This is a genomic window from Clostridium carboxidivorans P7 (assembly GCF_001038625.1).
Lineage (GTDB): Bacteria > Bacillota > Clostridia > Clostridiales > Clostridiaceae > Clostridium_AM > Clostridium_AM carboxidivorans.
Map to the genome: position 1 here is coordinate 3,090,896 of NZ_CP011803.1, position 23,502 is coordinate 3,114,397.

17 protein-coding genes are annotated in these 23,502 nt (G+C 28.3%); 6 read left to right on the plus strand and 11 right to left on the minus strand.

Going from position 1 to position 23,502, the window contains the following annotated elements:
• Positions 1–115: 115 nt before the first annotated feature.
• The gene (locus Ccar_RS13515; protein WP_007060849.1) at positions 116–1,015 is read right to left on the minus strand and encodes an SDR family oxidoreductase; all 900 of its coding nucleotides are present in this window, start codon (positions 1,013–1,015) and stop codon (positions 116–118) included.
• A 168-nt stretch (positions 1,016–1,183) separates the two neighbouring features.
• Between Ccar_RS13515 and Ccar_RS26090 the strand changes: the two genes are divergently transcribed.
• From Ccar_RS26090 to Ccar_RS13530, 3 genes are all read left to right on the plus strand, one after another.
• Positions 1,184–2,911, plus strand: a complete 1,728-nt coding sequence (locus tag Ccar_RS26090) for a cell wall-binding repeat-containing protein (RefSeq protein ID WP_007064922.1) — start codon at positions 1,184–1,186, stop codon at positions 2,909–2,911.
• Positions 2,912–3,111: 200 nt separating this feature from the next.
• Positions 3,112–5,178 carry a helix-turn-helix domain-containing protein gene (locus tag Ccar_RS13525; protein WP_048030089.1) on the plus strand — a complete coding sequence of 689 codons (2,067 nt, stop codon included), beginning with the start codon at positions 3,112–3,114 and terminating at the stop codon, positions 5,176–5,178.
• Between the two features lie 201 nt (positions 5,179–5,379).
• A complete protein-coding gene (locus Ccar_RS13530; protein ID WP_007060845.1) occupies positions 5,380–6,771 on the plus strand; it encodes an MATE family efflux transporter in 1,392 nt (463 codons plus the stop codon).
• A 55-nt stretch (positions 6,772–6,826) separates the two neighbouring features.
• Here the strand turns inward: Ccar_RS13530 and Ccar_RS13535 are convergent, their stop codons facing one another.
• Both Ccar_RS13535 and Ccar_RS13540 read right to left on the minus strand, forming a co-directional pair.
• Positions 6,827–8,329, minus strand: a complete 1,503-nt coding sequence (locus Ccar_RS13535; RefSeq protein ID WP_007060844.1) for a M56 family metallopeptidase — start codon at positions 8,327–8,329, stop codon at positions 6,827–6,829.
• A 5-nt stretch (positions 8,330–8,334) separates the two neighbouring features.
• Positions 8,335–8,706, minus strand: a complete 372-nt coding sequence (locus Ccar_RS13540; RefSeq protein WP_007060843.1) for a BlaI/MecI/CopY family transcriptional regulator — start codon at positions 8,704–8,706, stop codon at positions 8,335–8,337.
• Positions 8,707–9,056: 350 nt separating this feature from the next.
• Here Ccar_RS13540 and Ccar_RS13545 point away from each other — a divergent pair, with 350 nt between their 5' ends.
• Positions 9,057–9,779, plus strand: a complete 723-nt coding sequence (locus Ccar_RS13545) for a phosphatase (protein ID WP_007060842.1) — start codon at positions 9,057–9,059, stop codon at positions 9,777–9,779.
• A gap of 666 nt (positions 9,780–10,445) precedes the next feature.
• Here Ccar_RS13545 and Ccar_RS13555 read toward each other — a convergent pair.
• The 3 genes from Ccar_RS13555 to ilvD all read right to left on the minus strand — a co-directional run bounded on the left by Ccar_RS13555 (position 10,446) and on the right by ilvD (position 15,094).
• Positions 10,446–12,131, minus strand: a complete 1,686-nt coding sequence (locus tag Ccar_RS13555; RefSeq protein WP_156184571.1) for a PocR ligand-binding domain-containing protein — start codon at positions 12,129–12,131, stop codon at positions 10,446–10,448.
• 234 nt (positions 12,132–12,365) lie between these two features.
• A complete protein-coding gene (locus Ccar_RS13560) occupies positions 12,366–13,328 on the minus strand; it encodes a bile acid:sodium symporter family protein (RefSeq protein WP_007060839.1) in 963 nt (320 codons plus the stop codon).
• A gap of 107 nt (positions 13,329–13,435) precedes the next feature.
• Positions 13,436–15,094, minus strand: a complete 1,659-nt coding sequence (gene ilvD, locus Ccar_RS13565) for a dihydroxy-acid dehydratase (protein ID WP_007060838.1) — start codon at positions 15,092–15,094, stop codon at positions 13,436–13,438.
• 502 nt (positions 15,095–15,596) lie between these two features.
• On the opposite strand from ilvD, the gene Ccar_RS13570 reads away from it, so the two are divergent.
• Positions 15,597–16,886, plus strand: a complete 1,290-nt coding sequence (locus tag Ccar_RS13570; RefSeq protein ID WP_007060837.1) for a lactate racemase domain-containing protein — start codon at positions 15,597–15,599, stop codon at positions 16,884–16,886.
• A 173-nt stretch (positions 16,887–17,059) separates the two neighbouring features.
• Here Ccar_RS13570 and Ccar_RS13575 read toward each other — a convergent pair whose 3' ends face one another.
• The 4 genes from Ccar_RS13575 to Ccar_RS13590 form a co-directional block, all read right to left on the minus strand.
• On the minus strand, positions 17,060–18,427 hold the full coding sequence (locus Ccar_RS13575) for a HAMP domain-containing sensor histidine kinase (protein WP_007064918.1): 1,368 nt from the start codon (positions 18,425–18,427) through the stop codon (positions 17,060–17,062).
• Positions 18,411–19,100, minus strand: coding sequence for a response regulator transcription factor (locus Ccar_RS13580; protein ID WP_007064917.1), 690 nt, complete (start codon positions 19,098–19,100; stop codon positions 18,411–18,413). Before Ccar_RS13580 ends, Ccar_RS13575 begins: the two co-directional genes overlap by 17 nt.
• A gap of 67 nt (positions 19,101–19,167) precedes the next feature.
• Positions 19,168–20,331, minus strand: a complete 1,164-nt coding sequence (locus tag Ccar_RS13585) for an ABC transporter permease subunit (RefSeq protein ID WP_007060834.1) — start codon at positions 20,329–20,331, stop codon at positions 19,168–19,170.
• Complete coding sequence (locus tag Ccar_RS13590) at positions 20,324–21,259, minus strand: ABC transporter ATP-binding protein (protein WP_034826412.1); 936 nt, start codon at positions 21,257–21,259, stop codon at positions 20,324–20,326. The genes Ccar_RS13585 and Ccar_RS13590 overlap by 8 nt, the downstream gene beginning before the upstream one ends.
• Before the next feature lie 152 nt (positions 21,260–21,411).
• Here Ccar_RS13590 and Ccar_RS13595 point away from each other — a divergent pair, with 152 nt between their 5' ends.
• The gene (locus Ccar_RS13595) at positions 21,412–21,645 is read left to right on the plus strand and encodes a trans-2-enoyl-CoA reductase (protein ID WP_007060831.1); all 234 of its coding nucleotides are present in this window, start codon (positions 21,412–21,414) and stop codon (positions 21,643–21,645) included.
• Between the two features lie 596 nt (positions 21,646–22,241).
• Here the strand turns inward: Ccar_RS13595 and Ccar_RS13600 are convergent.
• Positions 22,242–23,444: a M20 family metallopeptidase gene (locus tag Ccar_RS13600; protein WP_007063328.1), complete on the minus strand. Its 1,203-nt coding sequence runs from the start codon at positions 23,442–23,444 to the stop codon at positions 22,242–22,244.
• Between the last annotated feature and the right edge of the window lie 58 nt (positions 23,445–23,502).

Sequence of the window (23,502 nt, forward strand, 5' to 3'; positions counted from 1 at the left end):
ATAAAAAAGATGATGCTGTTGTACTAATAATAAACACTACAATATATTATTAATGCAACTCCTCATCTTTTTTACTTTAAGCACTTCCTTATCTCCCATCTTAACCTATTCTAATTTATGCATTAACCATTTTTCCGCCATTTACATGTAGAGTTTCACCTGAAACAAAACTGGAATCTTCACAAGCTAAAAATACATAAGCTTGAGCTAGCTCCACAGGCTGCCCTGGTCTACCCATTTCCGTATCAGTACCAAATTTTCCAACTTGCTCTGCAGTAAATGAAGATGGAATAAGAGGTGTCCAAATTGGCCCTGGTGCTACAGAATTTACTCTTATATTCCTGCTTGCTAGCGAAAGTGCCATTGATCTGGTAAAAGAAGTTACAGCTCCTTTTGTCGCAGAATAATCTATCAAAATTTTATCACCTTTATAGGCTGTAATAGAAGATGTATTAATAATTGTACTTCCATCCTTTAAATGAGGCATAACTGCTTTTGTCATATAAAACATTCCAAAAAAATTAGTTCTAAATGTTTTTTCAAGCTGCTCACTTGTAATATCCTCTATACTATTTTGAGGATGCTGCTCTGCTGCATTATTTACAAGTATATCTATCTTTCCAAATTCTTTTATTACATTTTCTACAGCTTTTATGCAAAAACTTTCATCTCCTATATCCCCTGATATAAGCATACATTTTCTCCCTTTTTCCTGTATTATTTTTTGAGTTTCCTTAGCATCCTCATGTTCATCAAAATACACTATAGCTACATTTGCACCTTCCTTAGCATATGCAACTGCTACAGCTTTACCAATTCCGCTGTCCCCTCCTGTAATTACTGCAGTTTTATTACTTAATTTGTTTGCTCCTTGGTAATTTACATTATCATAAATTGGTTTTGGATTCATAAGTGACTCTAATCCTGGTTGTTTATCCTGCTTTTGAGGTGGTATTGTTTTTGGAAAATCCATACTTTTATCTTCCTTTCGTTTAAAATAATATTTTTTCTCCATATCTAGTATTGCTCATTAAAATCTTTATTATTTACTTAATATATTTACTATATAAGTGTTTTTATGGTAAAATCATTGTACATGAACATTTAAATTTTATCTTTCCTACATTAATTTAATTGTTTAATGGTAAATTTTAATATAAAAAAACTTTTAGGGGGACATCTTATGAAAAAAATAAAATTATTAATCACTTCAATTATAATTAGTACAGGTTTATTACTTCCAACATCTGTTTTTGCTAGTAATGACACTAATAATGCTAATTCTAATAAACCCAGTGTAACTAGACTAGCTGGTTCAGATAGATATGGAACCTGTAATGCCATTGTACAGAATGGATGGTCTCAATCTGATTATGCCATTTTGGTTAACTCTGATATGTTTGCAGATGCTATTACTGCTTCACCACTAGCTAAAAAACTTAATAATGCACCAATTTTGCTTACTGAAGGTAATAATTTAACTACTTTAACTAAAGAACGTTTGCAGATATTAGGAGTTAAAACTGTTTATATTATAGGAGGTACTGGTGTTATTTCCAATAATATAGTAAATACTCTAAGTTCAATAAATATAAACAGTAAAAGAATTGGAGGAGTAGATAGATATGAAACTTCCATTAAGGTTGCTAAGGAATTAACTGGAGGCAATGCTTCTGGTATGTTTGTTGTTTCAGGCGATACCTTTGAAGACGCTTTAAGTACTGCTCCTATAGCTTCTAAACTTCAATATCCTATCATACTAGTAGCCAAAAATTACGTTCCTGCTTCAGTTAAAAATTATGCAGCAAGTGCTAAAGATAAAGATTTAATATTAGTAGGTGGAGCTGATGTTTTAGACAGTAACATTTCTAATGAACTAAAAGCAACAAAAGTTTATAGTCAATCTGATAAATACAGCAGAAATCTAGCATTAATAAATGACTTTAAGGGAAATTTGGACTTAAATAAAGTACTTGTAGCCAGTGATTCAGCCTTTGCAGATGCTCTTTCAGGTTCAGCATTAGCAGGAAAATCATCGAATCCAATTATACTATTAGGAAATAGTAATATAGATACTATTTCAAATTTTATTAGTAAAAATGATGTAAAAAATGTAAATGTATTAGGTGAAAGAGGAGTTATAAGTGATAATGCTGTTAATAGTATTATAGGAACATCTACTGCTCCAAATTCATATTTAGATTCAATTGCAGATAATACAGATTTAACTGATGCTCAAGTAGATTATTTATTATCACAACTTCAAGGCGATTGGTACAAACAAATTTATTTAGAAGATAAGAAAGTATCCATACCTTATGATAGTAAAATACTTCACTTTAATACTAAAACTTCTGGCAAATATCAACTTATTACAGCATACAAAAATGATGCACAACTAGAAAATATTCAAAAAATCAAAAAAATATCTAAAAACCAATATTTGTTTTATGGCATGGACGGAACTGATGAGTATGATACCCTCTTTACTATAGACATTGGTAATAATACAATAACTCTTAATTCTCTTGCTTCTATAGCTACTGGCACTAAATCTTTAAATAATGAAACTTTCATTAAAACAGATTTTGTTAGCTCAATAAACAAGGCTGCTTTTGTAGGAAAATTTTTAGATGGTGCTAATAACACATATGAATTCAAAGATGATCTTACTGCAGTATGGCCAAACAAAACTTTTAAATATAAAATCCAACCATTAGATAATACTGGTGATTGCTACCTTTTTGAGGAATATGATTCAAATGGCAGCGTAGTAAATAGATTGGTTTCTCAAGATGCCAAAAGTGCAAGACTGTTCTATATAGCTATAAAAAATCCTGATAAACACACTGATGCTGATCCTGCATACGTAAAAGGTGCTAGATACCTTGCTTTAACTAAAGCTAACTAAAATTAATATTACAATTAATAAGTTTGTTTTAAAACAAATAATGAGTGTAAATAAAAGCTATGAAATTTAGTTATACAACCTATATTTCATAGCTTTTCAAATTGAAAAAAGTTTTTCTATATATTATACTAATCATAAATTAAAAAAATCATTAAATAATTCACCGTTTTTATTATTAGCTTAAAAGAAAGGAGATAATTATGCGAAAAAAATACATAACTTATCCTTCCGATATGCCAGTTTCAATATCTTTAGAGAATGTAATAAATTACCCCATGCATTGGCATAATTCCATAGAAATTCTCTATGTCCTTAAGGGTAAACTCAATATCACTATAAGTTCAGATAACTATGAACTCATAGAAAAGGACATAGAAATAATAAATTTAGATGAACCTCACAGTATTGTAAGTAATGATAGAGATAATAAAGTTTTAGTTTTTCATATAGATTCTTATTTTTTTGAAAAATACTACAGTGATATTGAAAATATGTTCTTCTTCACCAATACTACAGATGACAGAGCTCAGGAAAGTGAAAAATACGATGCTTTAAGAACATTTTTAGCTAAAATAACCTGTGAAGCAGTTCAAAAACAAGATAATTATGATAAAGAAATACAAGTTATTCTCATAGATCTTCTTTACCACCTTATAAACAATTTTCACTATTTAATGTATGAAAATGAAGATTTAAAAGAAAAAGAAGAACAATTAGAAAGATATCATAGAATTTCTAAATACATATTTAATAACTCTAACGATAATATAACACTACAAGACATAGCAAAAAAAGAATTTTTAAGTACTGATTATTTATCTCACGGAATAAAAGATGTTACAGGCTCAAGCTTTACAGATTTGTTAAATTCAAATAGAGTTCAAGAAGCTTTAAAACTTCTTTTAGATACAGATAAAACTATATCCGAAATTTCAGAGGAAGTAGGATTTTCACATACTAGATACTTTAATAAGCATTTTAAAGCTCATTATAAATATACCCCTCTTCAATATAGGAAAAGATTTAAAGTTGATGATGAAACCTTTGAAAATCAAAAAAAACTTAAATTTTTTGATTTAAATGAAAGTCTTCAATATATAACTTATTATCTAGAAGATTATGATAGATTTAATTACGAGGATAAAATAACAAAAATAGATATAAACATGGGTGAAGATATTGGAGAATTTCATAAGTCCTTTAAAGATGTGCTAAACGTAGGAGATGCTTTTGACCTTCTTTTAGAAGATAATAAAGACATACTTGAAGTTCTTCAGGAAGAAATAGGCTTTGAATATGCCAGACTTTTAAATGTCTTTAGCCAAGACATGTGCATATTTCCGGGTTCTAAATTTTATAATTGGAATAGAACCAGTGATGTATTTGAATTTTTAGATACACTTAATATAAAACCTCTTATAGTTTTAGATAATAAAAACTTTTCCACTGAAGATTTCTTAAAAGCTTTAAAGTCTTTCCTAAACTATTTTGGAGAATTGGACAATTTGGATTTGTATTCTTTTAAATTTCAATTTAGTTCAACTATATCAAATATTACCCAAGATAAAATAGTAGAACTTTTGTGTAAGGATTATGAGTTAGAAGTATCTGATAAGCCCTTTTATGCTAATGATAGTATAGACTATATTTACGATACAGCATATATGATGCCATACATCATTAACAGCGTAATAAGAAATACAAATTCCTTGAACTTTTTAAGAGCTTTTGATGTTTTAGATAAACAGTTTAACTTAACTAATGAAGTATTTTTTGGATATCCTGGTCTTATAAATGACAAAGGAATAAAAAAGCCTTCTTATTATGCATATTACTTATTAAACAAACTAGGAGATACCTTAGTTGCAAAAAATGATGGATATATAGTTACAAAGTCCCATAAGGAATATCAAATTTTACTTTATAACCATAATGAGGACATAGATAAACTTATTCCATTTAAAAGTTTTTCAAAACTTAGAGCTGTAAAAAATGCTGTTGCACAAAAACTTTCGTTAAATATAGTCAATATACCTTCATCTATAAAAGTAACTACTTACGAAATAAATGAAAAATCTGGTTCTTCATATAACTACTGGATTGACATGGGAAAACCTAAAAGATTGAGTAAAGAGGAAAAACAAATTCTTCATAAAGCCTCTTTTCCTACTATACATTTTAAAAACCTGAAAAAAAGTACTGTATTTAACTTACAAATCACCCTTAAAGGTTATGGAGCTTTACTTATCTTGATAAAAGAGGCTTAATAATACCTAAAAACAGGTGTTATTAAGCTATTTTCTTATTTTGTCTATTTTCTCAACACCTCATAATTGTACTTTTCTTCTGAACCTCTAAGTGAATGTAAATTTCCCCCAAAACCATTATAATTTAATTAAAGAGTTAAGTAAGCGAAGATTATCTTTTAAATGTCCTAGCTTACTTTTCTAAAATTTGAGGTGAAATTTATGGAAATTGACAGTAATATTTTTGCAAAAGAAAAAATTAAAACAACCCTTTTTAAATTTGCTATACCTGCTATATTTGCATTGTTGGTATCGGAACTTTATAACATTGTAGACACAATATATGTAGGTCACTACATAGGAGTTACTTCCCTGGCAGCTATAACCATAGCATTTCCTGTTCAAAAGCTACTTATAGCTCTTGGTCTTTTAATAGCTGTTGGTACTTCAACTTATACTGCTAGAAGCTTAGGTGAAAATAACATTTCAGAATTTAAAAGAATAATAGTTACTTCTTTAACTTTAGTTTTAACTATCTTAACGCTAGTTTCATTTATTGTTTTTGTATTTAGAAAACCTATTTTTTATACACTAGGAGCTAGTGACATAACCTATGCCTTAGTAAATAAATATGTATCCATAATATTATTAGGCGGCATTTTTCAATCTTTATCAGTAGTAGCCTGTTATATTATGATTTCTTTGAAACAAACTAGAGCTTTATTATATACTAACTTAATTGGCGCTGTTTTAAATATAATAATCAATTATATATTAATAGTTATGCTTGGCTTTGGAATCGAAGGAGCTGCCATATCCACAGTAATTTCTCAAATAACTGCCTTTAGCTTTGCTTTTTATAAATTCAAAAATATTATAAGAGATTTTAATATTGAATTTTCAATGCATTCTATTCATACTTCAATTACCAGAGAAATTTTAACTGGTATAATAACTATTGGATTTTCAACCTTTATAATAGAAATTGAAGATGCTTTAGTTTCTGTAGTATTAAATAACCTTCTTTATTCTCAAGGTGGAGAAGCTGCTATTGTGATAGTAGGAGTAATAACCAAAGTTTCAATGTTTTTATTTGTAACAATAATAGGAATAAGCTCTGCAATGCAGCCTATAGTTGCTTATAACTTTGGTGCTAAAAACTATGATAAAGTTAAAAATGCTTTAATTACTTCAATTAAAGCCGTGCTAATAGCTTCCTTTGGTTTTTGGTTAATTTTTATGTTCTTTTCAAATTCTATAATAGGATTTTTCTTAAAAGATTCTACTTTACTTAACGAAACGGTTAAAGCTTTCAGACTATGTATTTCTTTAATACCTCTAACTGGAGTATATTATATGGGAATAAATTATTATCAAGCAATTGGTGAAGCGAAAAAAAGCTTTTTACTTTCAATATATAGGGAAATTATAATATTCATACCTTTAGCTATACTCTTTGTTGAGCTATTTGGTATAAAAGGTACTTGGATTGCTTATCCTATAACTGATGCCATTGCTGCCTTAACTTCTTTTTACTTCTTAAGTAAAACTTTGAGAGAAGATTTCAACGAAATAGAAATAAGCCGCAAACTTAAAATAAAAACTCATATGTAAAAAACAGCTTCTACTTAAAATAGTGGAAGCTGTTTTTTATAAGTTATAAAGCAAACTAATTAACCTTTTTCAATACATAGTACATTGGTCTTTTGCCGCCATAAGCATAATCTCCACTTTTCCATTGAACAAACATATAGGTTTCTCCATCAATATCTTTTATAAGGTATTCACTTGAAACTTTATCTTCTTTATCTATGACCATACCCTTTGTCCATGTGAAGCATTTTTTATCTGTTGTCCCATTTTTAAAAAACTTAAGCTCTTTAATATATAGTTCATCCTTACAATACCTCTTAGATTTTTTAAAATCTGATATATACTCAACAAAATCTACGCATGTCCAATTTCCAACAACTTCAGGATCATATTCATAGGAATAATAAGTATTGTCTATTATTCTATTTCTCCCCAGTTCATCTACTACATACTTAGAACCTATATTATTATTGACATCATTGAAAAATAAATTGCTGGAAAACACATTATCTATTTTCCCTTCTGTAAGCATAGTAATTCCTAAAACTGATAAAATAATCATTGAAGTTATAATTACCCTAGGCGAACTTCTTTTAAATTGTTTTATGACATTTATTCTTCTAACCATATCCTCAGCATTTACTGAAATACCAACTGCCATATTTAATTCTTTCTTTGTATTAAATTTAGAATACTTAATAAGGTTTATCATGGTATATCCATATTCCTTTAGCTTATCATTTTCTAAATAAGAAAGTGCTAAGGAATCACAACATAATTCCATATCTTTTTTCATCCTTTTTGTAAGGTACCATACAAATGGATTAAACCAATAGACTATATTAACTATTTTAATAACATAGTTAGTCAAAACATCTTTTCTTTTGTAATGTGAAAGTTCATGAAGAAATATATGTCTAATATCATTGTCATTCATTTCTTCAATTATACTTTCTGGCATTAATATCTTAGGATTGAAAAGGCCAAAAATTGCTGGAGTTTTAATATCTTGTCCTTTAACAACGACTATTTTTGTTTTTATTTTCATATTCCTTTTACATTTTTCTAAAATATCTATAATTCTATGATCCACTAATTGTTTACACTTATTTACCTTGTTTACACATGTTACATATGCCATAACCATATATAGAATACCTAAAATAACCCCTATACTCCATAATATAAGTGTTAATTTTATAGTTGATAATGGCATTGACATTTCTTTTGTAAGCATATTTGGATTTAAATAAAAATACTCCTTATTAACCTGAATATTTCTTACTGCATTCTCATCTAAATTTTCAGTAAAATACTGATCATAATCAAATTTATCTATAGCAGATACAACTGGTGGTCTATTAAAAAAAACTGGTGACATATTAAATAGACTAAATGAACTTTGAGGTAATATTGGTACAATTAGTCTTATTAAAATAAAAATCCACATTGCATATTGAATTTGCAGCCTTAGTTTTCCTTTTAAAATTCTTATTATAAGAAAAGTAATTAAAATCAGTGTACTAGCTGAAAATGATAAGTATAATACCCATTTATATAAGATCATTAAATGAAACATAATCTCTACTTCCTATCATCTAATATACGTTTCAAGTCATCTATGTCCTCTTCCGTCAATTTATTGTCCTCAATAAAATTCAATAACATATTTTTAGCAGCACCATTATATACTCTTTGTATAAAAGATTTACTTTCTTCCTTTATACATTCCTTCTCATTAACCAAAGGATAATAATAATATGTTCTGCCTTCTTCATTAAAACTTATAGCATTCTTTTTTAAAAGTCTACTTATAAGTGATTTAACTGTTTTAGGTTTCCATTCAGTGCTGCCTTCTAAATATTTTATTATTTCATTTGCAGTACAAGGGTTTTTGTTCCATATAATCTTCATTATTTCCCATTCTGCTTCAGATATTTTAGGTATATTACTCATATTTTAATCCTCCCATTAATTACAATCGTAATCTATAATATTATATTACGATTACACTTAATCATTGTCAATATTTCTTCAATAATTAAAATTATTTAATATTATAAGATTATTTTCCCGTATATATTCAAAATTAATTATTAAATATCTTGCTATGTTATACAAAAAAAATTGCACAGCAATTTTCATACAATTACTATAGAATTAATATTTTATAGTAAAATATTATATAGTACATAATTTTATATTTTAATTCAAATTATTAAAATATAAAACTCAATAACACAGCTATAAATTGTAATATGTAATATATAATAAAATTGTTTTAATTTTGAAAGGAGTTAATTTAAATGAAATATGTTCTTGATGTACATACTCATACTATAGTAAGTGGGCATGCTTATTCTACTTTATTAGAAAATGCTAAATATGCTAGTGAAATAGGTCTACAACTTTTAGGAACAACAGATCATGGTCCTTCTATGCCTGGTGCTCCTCATGAATGGTATTTTGGAAACCTTAAAGTACTTCCTAGAGAACTTTTTGGTGTAACTATGCTTTATGGATGTGAAGCGAATATTATAGATCTTGAAGGAAATCTTGATTTACCAATGGATATGCAAAAAAATTTAGATATACTTATAGCTAGTATCCATGAACCTATAATGAAAGGAAATAACAATCCTGATTTAACTACTACTGCTCTATTGAAGGCTATGGATAATCCTAATGTACACATTTTAGGTCATTCTGGTAATCCTAAATTTCCAATTCATGAAGAAGAAATAGTAAAAAAAGCAAAAGAAAAAAATATACTTATTGAAATAAATAATAGTTCCTTTATAAGTTCAAGAATAGGCAGTGAAAAAAATTGTTCTAGAATTGCTAGCCTATGTAAAGAACATGGCGTAAAAATAATACTAAACAGCGATTCCCATTTTGCCTATCGCATAGGTGGTTTTGATGCTGCAATAAAAGTATTAAAGCAAATAGATATGCCTGAAGAACTAATAATAAATAAGAGCAAAGAAGATTTTCTTGATTTTTTAAGAGCTAAAGGAAAAAATCTTTAATTTTAATTCAAAATGCTTTGTATAAGTACATTGTGACACAACTTTTTAGGCTGAGTCCGCATCTCTAGATATATGGTGTATAAAAGCCAACCGTTTATTAAGAATATCTAATGCCTAAAAAGTTGTGTAGTAAATGTATTCTTCTAATTATGATGAATTGCTTATAATGTATTATAAATATAGCTATATAAAAAAAGCGTAGCTTTCTTAATTCTTATTGTTTATATGTTTTACCTTGACTTTTTTAATAAATAAGGTAAGTCGTAGACTGTAAAAACTTAGTAACCTTATTGACTATTCATTGCATTAAAAATAAAGTTACCTGTTAAATAATTTTGTGATTACTTTTATGTATATAACATATATAAAATGCAAGATTCTTAAAAGGAAATCATCTGACCAACTTATCTCTTTCGGGATATTTCTATAAAATAAGAGATAACTTGTTTTTTAATTTAATATATTAAGTCTTCAGCAGGCTCCGCCTTAATTTTTAAGCATTAAGATATATGTTAAATGCAATTTCAATTTACTAGAATTACCTATAACAACGTAATTAAATGTGTACATATAAAGTCACTAGTTTGAATTTTAACTTTTATGCAGTGATATATGTTAAAATTCAAACTTCCACTGTACTCTTGTATCACATTATGCTTACCTTGTTCAACTCTTCTTTTTCAATTTTGCTCTATATCCATTAGGTGTACAATCTTCCATCTTTTTAAATATGCTTCCAAAGTAGCTTAATTGACTATATCCAACCTTTTTACTTATATCAGATATTTTCATATTTGTTTCCTTTAAATATTCTTTAGCCTTTTCTATTCTCAACTTGTTTATATAGTCTTTTAGAGACATACCATTTTTCTCATTAAAAATAGTGCTTAAATAATTAGGACTTATAAAAAACATCCCTGCAAGAAAATTCAAAGTAATTTCTTGATTAAAGTTATTTTCTATATATAAATTTATTTTTTGTATAGTATCATATTTGCCATTTAATAATACTTTTTTTAATATGTTTATAATTTCTTCACAAGCCTCTAAAATAATGTCTTTTAAGTTATTATAATCAATACAATTTTTTATTTTCTTCTTATACTTGTATCTTATATCCAAAAACATATCTTTATCATTAGTTTCTGAATATACTATCCTGCTTAAAATTATTAAAAGCTCTTCACAATTTTCTTTTATTTCTTCTATAGATAGGCCCTCATATTTAGTTATGATTTGTAAAATCATGTTATGGCAAGCACTTTCATCAAGCTTCTTAATATAATCTTTCAGCTTTTCTTCTTCAGAAATAGGATATTCCATAGTTTCCGTGTAAAAATAACTTTTAGACTGGAAATTATAGTTTTGAATACTTGAAGATACTTGAGATTTTAAAAGTTTTAAATTAGCCTGTTTTAAAGCATCTTCCAAATAAACTTTTTCCTTTGTATTTTTCAGTATTTCATTATTTTTTTCACTTAATTCCTTTTCCACTAAACTGTTTTCAATAATATTAGAAATGAGCTTAGAAACTATTCCTAATGATTCTTGAAGAGCATAAAGCCTGCTCTTAGGAATTAGAGGTATATCATTATATGCAGCTATTAGCTCTTCACAATTTATATTTGTATTTTTACAACTTTCTAAAATTAATTTTTCTGTATCCTTAGATTTATTTATGATAAGGTGTCCACATTTCACATAACCTATAATCTTATCTCCCATTAAAATAGGAACTATTATAGTTATTATATTATTGCAGCATTCAAATACTTTATCCTGTTTATTTAATTCACTTTCATACTTACTTTCCTTCTCTTTGCATAATCCAGTTGATTTACACAAGCTGCAAAACTTATTTAAATTTATAGGCTTTGTAATATCATTATTATTATTATCAGTAATGACTACGGAAAGCTTTAAAAGCTCTGATACTTCTTTTTGAATGTTTTCGAGCACTTCTATATCAACTATATCTAATATATGTTTATCATTTACAATAGATAAATTCTGATGTATTTCCATTAATTTTGATGGTGTATATGTTATAAGAAAAACTAATTCCTCTTGACTTGTATTTATAACTTCATGTTCTGAATAAGGTGGACAATGAATGAGCATACCACTTTCTAACTTTTTTTCCTCTCCATTTATCCTATGTATACCCTGGCCTTTAATCACATATAATATTTGTTCTTCTCCAAAATGAACATGTCTAGTCTGCTTTTTACCTGGGAAAAATTTTACCAAACCTGCACTAAGTCTCTGGGTAAGTAAGTTACTTGGTTCATGCAGCCAGGTAACTTCCCCCCATTCAAATTTTTGTATATCATATTTATTCTTTTTCATCATGTCACCAATCCTAAAATATTCAAATGTTAAAATCCATTTTACAAATATATTATATCCTACTTATTTTAAATCTCAACTTACATTAATTCTACTATAAAATTTAACCAATAGTATTGAATAATAGCAAATGAATTCAGTAAAAAATTAAAAAGGGGCTGCAGCACTAAGAAATTTACATACGATATGTTGTAAAATTTATTCTTAGTGTAACAACCCTTTTCTAAATATACATTATTATGAGATTGTACTACTATAATGCTGATTTTTTTCTTCTATTTGTTTATTGGACCAGAATGTTGCAAGGCTTGGTCCTGATATATTATGCCATACACTAAATATAGCTGCTGGTATAGCCGCTGCTGGTGAAAAGAAACTCATTGCAAGAGATACTCCTAAAGCAGAATTTTGCATACCTACTTCAAGTGACACTGCTCTTCTCTTAGGTTCTTCCATACCAAGCACTCTTCCAGCTAAATATCCAAATAAAAATCCACATAAATTATGAAGCACTACTACACCAATTGCCATTGCTGCTGTACTTAATAATCTTTTTGAATTTGCACCTACAACTCCTCCAACTATTAAAACTATAGCTATAGTTGATACTAAAGGAAGCGCTTTAGTTGCCTTCTCTACCTTTTGTCCAAACATTGTATTTACAATAACGCCTAAAACTATAGGTAAAATAACTATTTTTGCAATTTCTATGAATAAACTTACTACAGGAATTGAAACCCATTTACCAGCTAAAAGTAATATTAATAATGGCATAAACAATGGAGCTAAAAGTGTGGAAACTGCACCAATTGAAACTGAAAGTGCTAAATCACCCTTTGCTAAATAGCACATTACATTAGATGCGGTACCACTAGGACAGCATCCAACTAAAATAGCTCCTACTGCTAATTCTTTTGGTAATTTAAATAATATACATAGTATATACGCTATAGATGGCATCAGTATATAATGAGCTGCCACTCCTATAAAAACATCTTTAGGTCTTGTAAACACTTCTTTAAAATCTTCCTTTTTTAAGGTCATACCCATACCAAACATTATAATACCCAATAATAGCGAAACCTTTGGTACTACCCATAAAAATAATTTAGGTTTGAAAAGACCTATTGCCGCAGCAATTATAACTAATAATGCAAAGTATTTTCCTAACATTTTACCTATTTTTTCTATAAAATTCATTGTATAGCCCCCTATTATGTCATTAATATTTATAAAATTTAATTAAGGTTTAGTTAGAGATTAAGATTATGAAAATCAACTTTCTCTATCTAAACCTTAAAATAACTTTATTTCAACACTGCCCCTGTGTTTGCTGATGTAACCAATTTTGCATATCTTCCTAAATAACCCTTTGTTATCTTAGGTTCTGGTTTAACATACTTTTCTTTACGTTTTGAAAGTTCATCTTCGCTAACTAATAACTCTAATTTTTTATTTGGTATATCTATAGAAATTTTATCTCCTTCTTCTACTAAGCCTATTATTCCATCCTCCATAGCTTCTGGGGATATATGACCAATAGCAGCTCCTCTTGTAGCTCCTGAGAATCTTCCATCAGTTAAAAGTGCTACATCCTTATCAAGTCCCATACCTGCTATTGCAGCAGTTGGAGATAACATTTCTCTCATTCCTGGACCACCCTTTGGTCCTTCATATCTTATAACTACTACATCACCTTTATTTATATTACCTTTGAATATTGCTTCAACAGCTTCTTCTTCAGAATTAAATACTCTAGCTGGTCCTTCGTGTTTAAGCATTTCCTTAGCTACTGCAGATTCTTTTACAACAGCACCATCTACTGCTAAGTTTCCTCTTAATATAGCAAGTCCACCTTTGTTGCTATAAGGTTCTTCTACAGAATGAATTACATTGTTATCTTGTACAATCTTATTTTTAATATTTTCTCCTACAGTTTTTCCTGTTACAGTTAAAGCATTTTCACAAATAAGTCCCTTCTTAGATAACTCATTCATCATAGCTGGAATTCCTCCGGCAAGATGTAAATCTTCCATGTGATATTTTCCACTAGGACTTAATTTAGTTAAGCAAGGAGTTTTTGAACTTATTTCATCAAATAAATCTAAATCAAGTTCCATTCCAGCTTCATGCGCTATTGCTGGTAAATGTAATACTGTATTTGTTGAACCAGCCATAGCCATATCAACAGTTATTGCATTTTTAAAAGCATCCAATGTTAATATATCAAGTGGTCTTATGTTATTTTTTAATAATTCCATAACTCTCATTCCAGCATATTTACCTAATTGTTTTCTTTCACCTGAATGAGCTGCTGATGTCCCATTGTAAGGAAGACCCATACCTAAAACTTCAGTTAAGCAATTCATACTATTAGCAGTGAACAAACCAGAACAAGAACCACATCCTGGACAAGATTTTTGAGCTATGTCTTCAAGTTCTTCTGATGTAATTTTTCCATCATTATAAGTTCCAACACCCTCTATGACAGTAGTAAAATCTGCATCACAACCATTACGTTTTCCTGCTTTCATTGGACCACCACTTACAACTACTGCTGGTATGTTTAATCTAGCCGCTGCCATAATCATTCCTGGTACAATTTTATCACAATTAGGAATTAATACTAATCCATCAAATCCATGCGCTATTGCCATAGTTTCTATAGAGTCAGCTATAAGTTCTCTACTTGCTAAAGAATATTTCATTCCTACATGTCCCATAGCAATACCATCACATACACCTATAGATGGAAATTCCATTGGAGTTCCTCCTGCCATAGTAACTCCAACCTTTGCAGCATGTGCAATTTCATCTAAATGTACATGTCCTGCTATTACTTCATTTTGAGCATTTACAATTCCTATTAATGGTCTATCTATCTCCTCTTTTGTAAAGCCCATACCATACATTAAAGATCTTGTTGGAGCACCTTTTGCTCCTCCTTTTACAACATCACTTCTCATTAATAAATTCCTCCTAAAAGTTTATATTAAATTTAAATTTTCGTTTAAAGTACAAATGCTAATTATATATATTGTATAATATTATACTTGAAAGAACTATAGATAATTTACTGAAAATATATTTCTTTATTAAGCTTTAGATATTATGAAAATATTACTGTAAAATATTAATATATTACACTTCAATTCAAGACTTGTTATCATAATAACTAAAATTTAAAATATTTTATTTTTTCAATATATTTAATATTTAATCGTATTTTGCATATATAACAACATTTCTTCAACATTTTATAACTTTAATTTACAATATTCATTATAAATTTGCTAACTTGTCAGAAAACTCAATATCAATTTAAAGAAAATAGTAATATAATAAAAATTTAGTGACTATTTAATAAAATGCATTTTTATGTTAAAATTATATAAATTGTTAATAAAATGTATCTTCGAATAGTTATATTTTATAATAAAATATCACAAAATTTTAGGGGGCATATTTATGAAAAACATCGAATTAAATTATGGTAGAGGAACAGTTAATCTTTCCTTAGATGAAAAAAATATAATTGAGGTCATCGAAGGAAATGAATTTAAAGTTTCAAAATCAGAAGATGAAATAATTCTAGATGCATTACATAATCCTATTGGAAGTCCTAGACTTAAAGAGTTAGTTAATCCTGGAGAAACTGTTTGTTTGATTATACCTGATATTACAAGAGCTTGGCAGAAAACCGACAAATTCTTATACAAAATTGTAGAAGAATTAAATGCTGGTGGAGTAAAAGATAAAGACATAACTGTTGTAAGTGCAGCAGGTTCTCACAGGGAACAAACTAAAGAGGAACATGAAAAACTATTAGGAAAAGAACTAGCAAAAAGGTTATCTGTTATTAACCATGATTGCTTTGATAAGGAAAATTTAGCCTATGTTGGTGAAACTACATATGGTACACCAGTATGGGTAAATAAAAAAGCTTTAGAATGTGACCATATAGTACTTGCAGGTGGTATTGTTTATCATTTTCTTGCAGGATATGGTGGCGGAAGAAAAACTGTTCTTCCAGGAATAAGTTCTTATGAAACTATAATGCATAATCATTCACTTTGTCTTAAACCAAACTTAGGTGAAGGTAAAAATCCAAATTCAGCTTGTTCAAACTTAAAAGGTAATCCAATTCATGAAGATATGATGCAAGCTGCAGCATTTTTAAGACCTACTTTTATATTTAATGTAGTTGTTGGACATGATGGAAAAATTGCTGCTGCAGTTAGCGGAAACTATGTAGAAGCTTTTTATGAAGGATGTAAAATAGTCGATAAAATAGATGGAGTAACTATAAAGGAAAAAGCTGATCTTGTTATTGGTACAGCAGGCGGATTTCCTAAAGACATAAATTTCTACCAAACTAGTAAAACTATTATAAATGTAAAAGAGGCTGTAAAAGAAGGCGGCACAATGATCATTTTGAGCCAGTGTAGTGAAGGTCTTGGTGGAAATCAGGATGTTCAGGATATGCTGCTTAATTATGATAACTTATTAGATAGAGAAAAAGAATTACGTAGAGAATATAGTATTTCAAAGGATATAGGTTATATTTTCTGCGAACTTGCTAGCAGATTTGATGTTATATTTGTATCTGATTTAGATCCTGAGCTTCTAAAAAAAGCTAATATAGCAGTAGTTAAAACTTTAGATGAAGCTTTAGAACTTACCTGGAGCAAAAAAGGCAAAGACTTAAAAACTTATGTTATGACTGCTGCTGCAAGTACATTTCCTAAAATGAGTTAGTAATAATAGATATGTAAAATTATAGAGTGAGGCTGTCGCACTAAAAAAATTAGTGCGACAGTTTTTTGCCTAAAAAATAAATCTCCCACTGGTAAGAGTGAAAGATTTATATTCGACTTATTCCCGATTAAGTGAAAATCAGGCTGCGCCTCCATTCCATAATAAAAACTGTATTAAAATTTTATATCCATATATATTTTAAAAAACAATCTATCATTTTCTTTATATGTTTTTACAAAACCACCATGAATCTTAATAATGTCTTTAACAATTGATAATCCTAAACCACTGCCTTCCTTTTGTCTAGATAAATCCTTTTTATATAACCTTTCAAAAAAATTTTCTATTTCATTATCGGTAATTGGTTCTTCAGGTATATTACTAACTGAAATTATTGCATAAAATTTATTATTATATTTTTCTTTACTTATATTAAATTCAACACTTGTATTGTATTTTGAATATTTTAATGCATTACTTAAAAGATTATTTACCGCCCTTAAAAATAAATTAGGGTCCACATAAATATAAATAAATTGCTGCATTAAATTAATAGAAAGTATTAGTTTATTTTTTATAAATTCATCTTCCTCTTCTTGAACAATTTGCCTTGCTAATTCATTCAACTCTATTTTTTGTTTTTCAAGCACAATATCTTTAGAAGAGAGTTTTGAATATTGAAAGAAATCATCAAGTATATTCTTTAAATATAAACTTTTTTTATTCATTATATCCACATAACTATTAAGTTCATCTTTTGATACATACTTACCATTTTTAATCATATTTATATACCCAAGTATGGTGGTTAAAGGAGTTCTTAAATCATGAGATATATTAGTAAGAAATTCACTTCTTTTTTTATCTTCTTTTTCCATCTCTGAAGCCATATAGTTTATGCCCTCTGCCAATTCACGGAGTTCATTTTTATATTTTAATGGTACTCTTTCATATAAATTACCTTCCGCAATACTTCTCACTGTTGATTTTATTTTAGATATATAAGATATGCGCTTCCATATAATCAAGAAAAAAACAATTATAAAAATTATACCTGTCATTATACCTACAATGTTTCCATTTTCTAATTTTCCATAACCCATATATATATAATATAGGTAGCATCCATCTTTTAAATAATCACATCTAGTTATCTTAACTAAATTTTTTCTATTATGATTTAAAAATTCAAATGTTTTTTTACCATCTACAACTTCGTTTGCATCTATACTTTTAATTTGCTTGTTGTTTGAAGCTATTACTTTTCCATCTTTATGTACTATAGAAATAAGATATAACATGCTATTTTCTTTATCCATGTATTTCTGTGCTCTATTAGAATCATTAATATTCATGTTTTTTAATTGATACTCAATTCCAGTAATCACATTATCATGTACATATTCTGCAGTATTTTTAGAATTATTTAAAAAGGAACCTAAAATAAATTCTTTCAAAATAATTGCAAATATAATGGCTATAATAGCTGAAATAACTGCCGAAAAAACTAATTCACTTCTAAGTTTAAAGATCCTTTTCAATCTTATATCCCACTCCCCAGATAGTTTTTATATATTTTCCTTGCTTAACGCTGTCTCCAAGCTTTTCTCTCAAATTTTTAATGTGCATAGTTACAGTATTATCATTTTGCATAAAGGTATCTTTCCATAAAAGCTCATAAAGCATTTTAGTAGAATATACTCTTCCCTTATTAATTGCTAGTGTGTATAAAATTTCATATTCTTTAGGAGTTAATATTATTTCCAAATTATCTTTTTTAACTGTATATTCTGAAGTATTTATTTCTATATCTTTAATCTTTATTATATCCTGACATGGATTGTTATTACTTTTAGTTCTTTTTAATATAGCCATGACTCTTAATGAAAGTTCTGTAAAATCAAAAGGTTTTACTATATAATCATCACACCCATTTATAAATCCTTTTATTTTGTCCATTTGTTGATCCTTTGCAGTAAGAAGAATAACCGGTATATTGGATGATTCTCTAAGCTTACACAACATAGTATAACCATCCATTTTAGGCATCATAACATCTAACAGTATTAATGAGAAAGACTTTGCTTTTAAAACTTTTAGGCCTTCATCTCCATTGCAAGCCTGTTCTACTGCATAACCTTCTTTACTAAAATAATTTACAAGCATTTCTCTTATGTCTCTATCATCATCTACTATTAATATATTCTCTTTCACATTTATCACCCAATTTTAAATTATATCACTTTTTTAGTGCTGACTCTTAAGACATACTTCAAAATAACTAATCAAAATCTCTTTTTCCAAAAATATAAGTGCTTAAAAACATCATAGTTAAAATCCAACCAAAACATACCATTAAAACAAATAATATGTTTATGCTGCTGGTAAGTTGCTGGGAAATAGCTCCTGTTAAAATCTGAAGATCATCAATTATATACGGAATAGGGAAAAACTTTACGAGAACACCATATTTAGCTGATACAAGATTCCTACCTGCAAATCCTAACACATACCAAATTGCTGTTCCGCAAATTAATATAAAATTTGTAAGTGCCGAAATTAGTGAATTTTTACAAACAGTTGATATAAATATTATTATTGATACAATAGCCATTGAAACAATTATTGTAATTAATACCAATATAATAATTGAACTCCAAAGTGGAATCATTGTACGACTTCCAGGTACATACTTCATTTGTGAAGTTAATGAAGTCAAAGGTAATGATTTATCCAAGACATACTTTGCACCTACATCAAAGGGCAATCTATAATCTGAAAAGCCCAAACGAATTCCAGCTTCCAAAATAAATATTGTTGTACTTATAATTATAGTACTTGTACTTAAAATTATTGAAACAATAAACTTTGATATTATAATTTTTTTTCTTGAAATAGGTCTGGTAATCAAACTTTTAATAGTATTTGGAGCATATTCTCCTGATACTATATCAGATAATAATACAATCATACTAAGTAAAAAAATCATTGGAATAAATACCATTAGAATTTCTATAGTTCTATATGTTCCCCTAGGTGTTAACTCACTTTTTTCTATATTATGTTCTTTTTCATATTTTAACTGATCTATTTTATATTCATTTTTAGGATTATTTTCTTTTTCTAATTTTTGAATTTGCTCATCTAGTTTTGATTTATCATAATTATTTATTGTATTTAATTGTTCCTCTATATCCGCTATTTCTTTTTCAGTACCAATTATATCTCGTGAAAATTCTGCTTTTTTAAGCTCTGTCTCTGCTTTATCTCTACTGCTCTTCTGAATATTAAGAAGAGCCTTATCTCCTTGAAGATTTGCCTCTAAAGTTTCTGTCTTTGAAACATTTATGATTCCAAAAGCTATTGTAACCATAATAATAATAATAATGAAAATCTTTTTTTTAATTATAACTCTTTTAAGTTCCTCCCCTATATATTTACTCATTACTACCTTCCCCCATCATCTTTACAAATTTATCTTCCAAATTTTGTTTTACTTCAAAGCAGCCTTCTACATTTATTCCATCCTCATGTAAATTTTTTAATATCTCAAAAATATCATGTAACTCAGTATTTATTAAAATTGAAATACCATCATTTTCTACTTTTAATAATTTTACATCAGGTATCTTTTGAATAGTTTCTGATGCTTTTTGAGGCAAGTTAGTTTTTATAAACATATTTTTTTCAGTACTAACTTTTTCTTTATCACCTATTTTCTGAATACTAATAATTTTTCCATCATCTATAAATACAACCTTTGTACATATGTTTTCTATCTCACTTAAAATATGGGAAGATATAAAAATACTTACTCCCTTTTCTTTAGCTAAAGTATTTATAGTGTTTTTAAGTTCAAAAACTCCCATAGGATCTAGTCCATTTGTGGGCTCGTCTAGTATTAGTAAGGATACATTTCCTATGATTGCTTGTGCCAACCCTAGCCTTTGTTTCATACCCAAAGAATATTTCTTCACTTTTTCATCAATTTTAATACCTAAATTAGAAAATTTTATAGCATCTTCTATTTCATCTTTTGTCACATTTTCCAGTACGCTAGCTATATAATTTAAATTTTGCCTTCCTGTCATATATCCATACATCTCTGGTGTTTCTACTACTGATCCGACATTTTTTAAAGCTTCTTCTCTTTCAGTTTTAAGATTCTTTCCACATATTATAACTTCACCTTTATCAGGAAATAACATGCTTGTTATAATTTTAATTAAAGTAGTCTTCCCTGCCCCGTTTCTCCCTACAAAACCACATATCTCACCTTTATTTATAGAAAAATTAACATCAGTTAATACCTGTGTTTTTCCTCTCTTTTTAGAAACATTTTTTAATTCTAAAACTTTTTCTGTCACTTTCATCATCCTTTTTAATATATTTTATTTACTTCCAATATCTACAATTATAAAGGTCAAAAATATATTAAAAATGTATTAAAAATAAATAAAAAATAAAGTTTTACGTAGGAGGAACAAATATATAAATTATTTCTGACAAATTATATAAAAATAATTTGCATCTGAATGATAATGGAGGAATACGATTAATTGATTTAGAAGTGGAAGAACATGTTCAAAAATCCCTATCCGACGTATGGGATAAAATCACAACAGAAAATGTATCAGAATTAACTAACATAGATAATTTTAGACGTGAATTCTTCAAATTATTTGGTTTTGAACATTCAGATAGAGATTATGATAAAGAGGTTAGCCAATATGTTGAATTAACAAATTGCCTTGAGTAAATAATAAATTTAATTTTCATATGATAAAAATTATGCTACGTAAGAATGCAGTGGAAGTTTGGATTTTAACTTCAAGCATACACATATAAATAAATTATCATAATTTATTTTAGTAATTCAAAATCATATTCATCAATACCTTATAACGCTTAAAAATTAAGGTAAATTATAAGTATTATGAAAGCTACACTTTTTTATTGAGATTTGTATCATAATGTATTATAAGCAATTTTTTATATTAGAATTACAATAGTTACTACACAACTTTTTAGGTGGAGGGAGTTTTGAATATATGGTGTATAAAAGCTTTTGAGAGAATTTAGGAGGTCTTAAGCAGTGAACCAAAATCTATGATTTTGTGTGAATCGCTTACTCCTCTGACATAAGGAAGTGGAGTTTCCTTAACGAAAAAATCTCGTAATTTGAATCAGGACGATTCAAGCCACGAAAGTCCCAGGACGGGACATTTGAGCGGGTAGAGATTTTTTAAATTTTAGACATTAGAGCTCCTTGATGAACGGTTAGCTTTTATACACCATATATTCAATGCGGACTCCACCTAAAAAGTTGTACCACATTGTACTTATATCATATTGTTATAAATTTCTATGTCTATTGAATTCTTTTTTAATCTCCAATAACTTATGTTCATCTGTTAAAAGAGTAAACCCTGTAAGTGCTAAAGCCTTTGATGCAGTTATCAAAGCTTCATCTCCACCTTTTGATTTAGCAGCTTCTCGAAATTCAGGTGTATGAGCACACAAACTTTTATCTCCTATTTTTATAATGGGCTGAATAGTTGGAACTACTTGACTTACATTACCTGCATCTGTAGAACCTATGCCTTTTTTAGGAATGTTATCTATATTTATTCCAAGTAATTTTAGATTTTCCACAAATACTTCATCGAACTTTTCATTTATAATAAAGTTATCTACTTCATTTTGAAAAAAGCTTATATTAACTTTAGCTCCAGTACTTAAAGCTGCTCCTTTCGCAATATTTTTAACCTTTTCTGTAACTAACTCACAATTTTCTTTTGTAAATGCACGTATAAAAAACTTAGCCTTTGCATAATCTGGAACAATATTTGGTGCACTTCCTCCATCAGTTATAATTCCATGTATTCTAACATCATCTGTTACATGCTGTCTTAAAGCATTTATTCCATTAAAGAGCTGAATTACCCCATCTAGTGCATTTATACCATTTTCAGGAGCAGATGCAGCATGAGAAGCTTTGCCTATAAATTCAAATTGTATAGGATTATTGGCTAAAGAATATGGAGTTACAGAGTTTTCTCCTCCAGGGTGAACCATTAAGCAAGCATCTACACCTTTGAATAATCCCTGTTTCACAAAGGTTGCCTTTGCACTGCCATTTTCTCCGCCTTCTTCAGCAGGCGTTCCAAATACTAAAACCTCTCCACCAACTTCATCTATATATTTAGATAAAGTAATAGCCGCTGCTGTACTAGCAGTTCCTATAATATTGTGACCACAGCCATGTCCTAAATTTGGAAGAGCATCATATTCTGCTAAAAATCCTATAGTAGGTCCAGAATTTTTACTGGATTTCTTCCTAGCTATGAAAGAAGTAGGATGACCTGCTAACGCTTTTTCTACCTGAAACCCTTCTTTTTTTAAAGTATCTATAAGCAGTTCAGAAGCATAGACCTCCTCATTTCCTATTTCAGGATGCTCATGTATCTTATGGCTTATATCTATATAATTCTCTTTCTTACTTTCTAATTCACCAATTATATCTTGTTTGGTTTTTTTAACATTCTGTATATTCATATATAAATGCCCCCTTTTAATATAAACTAACTTCTATATGGACTATATTCTAATATTC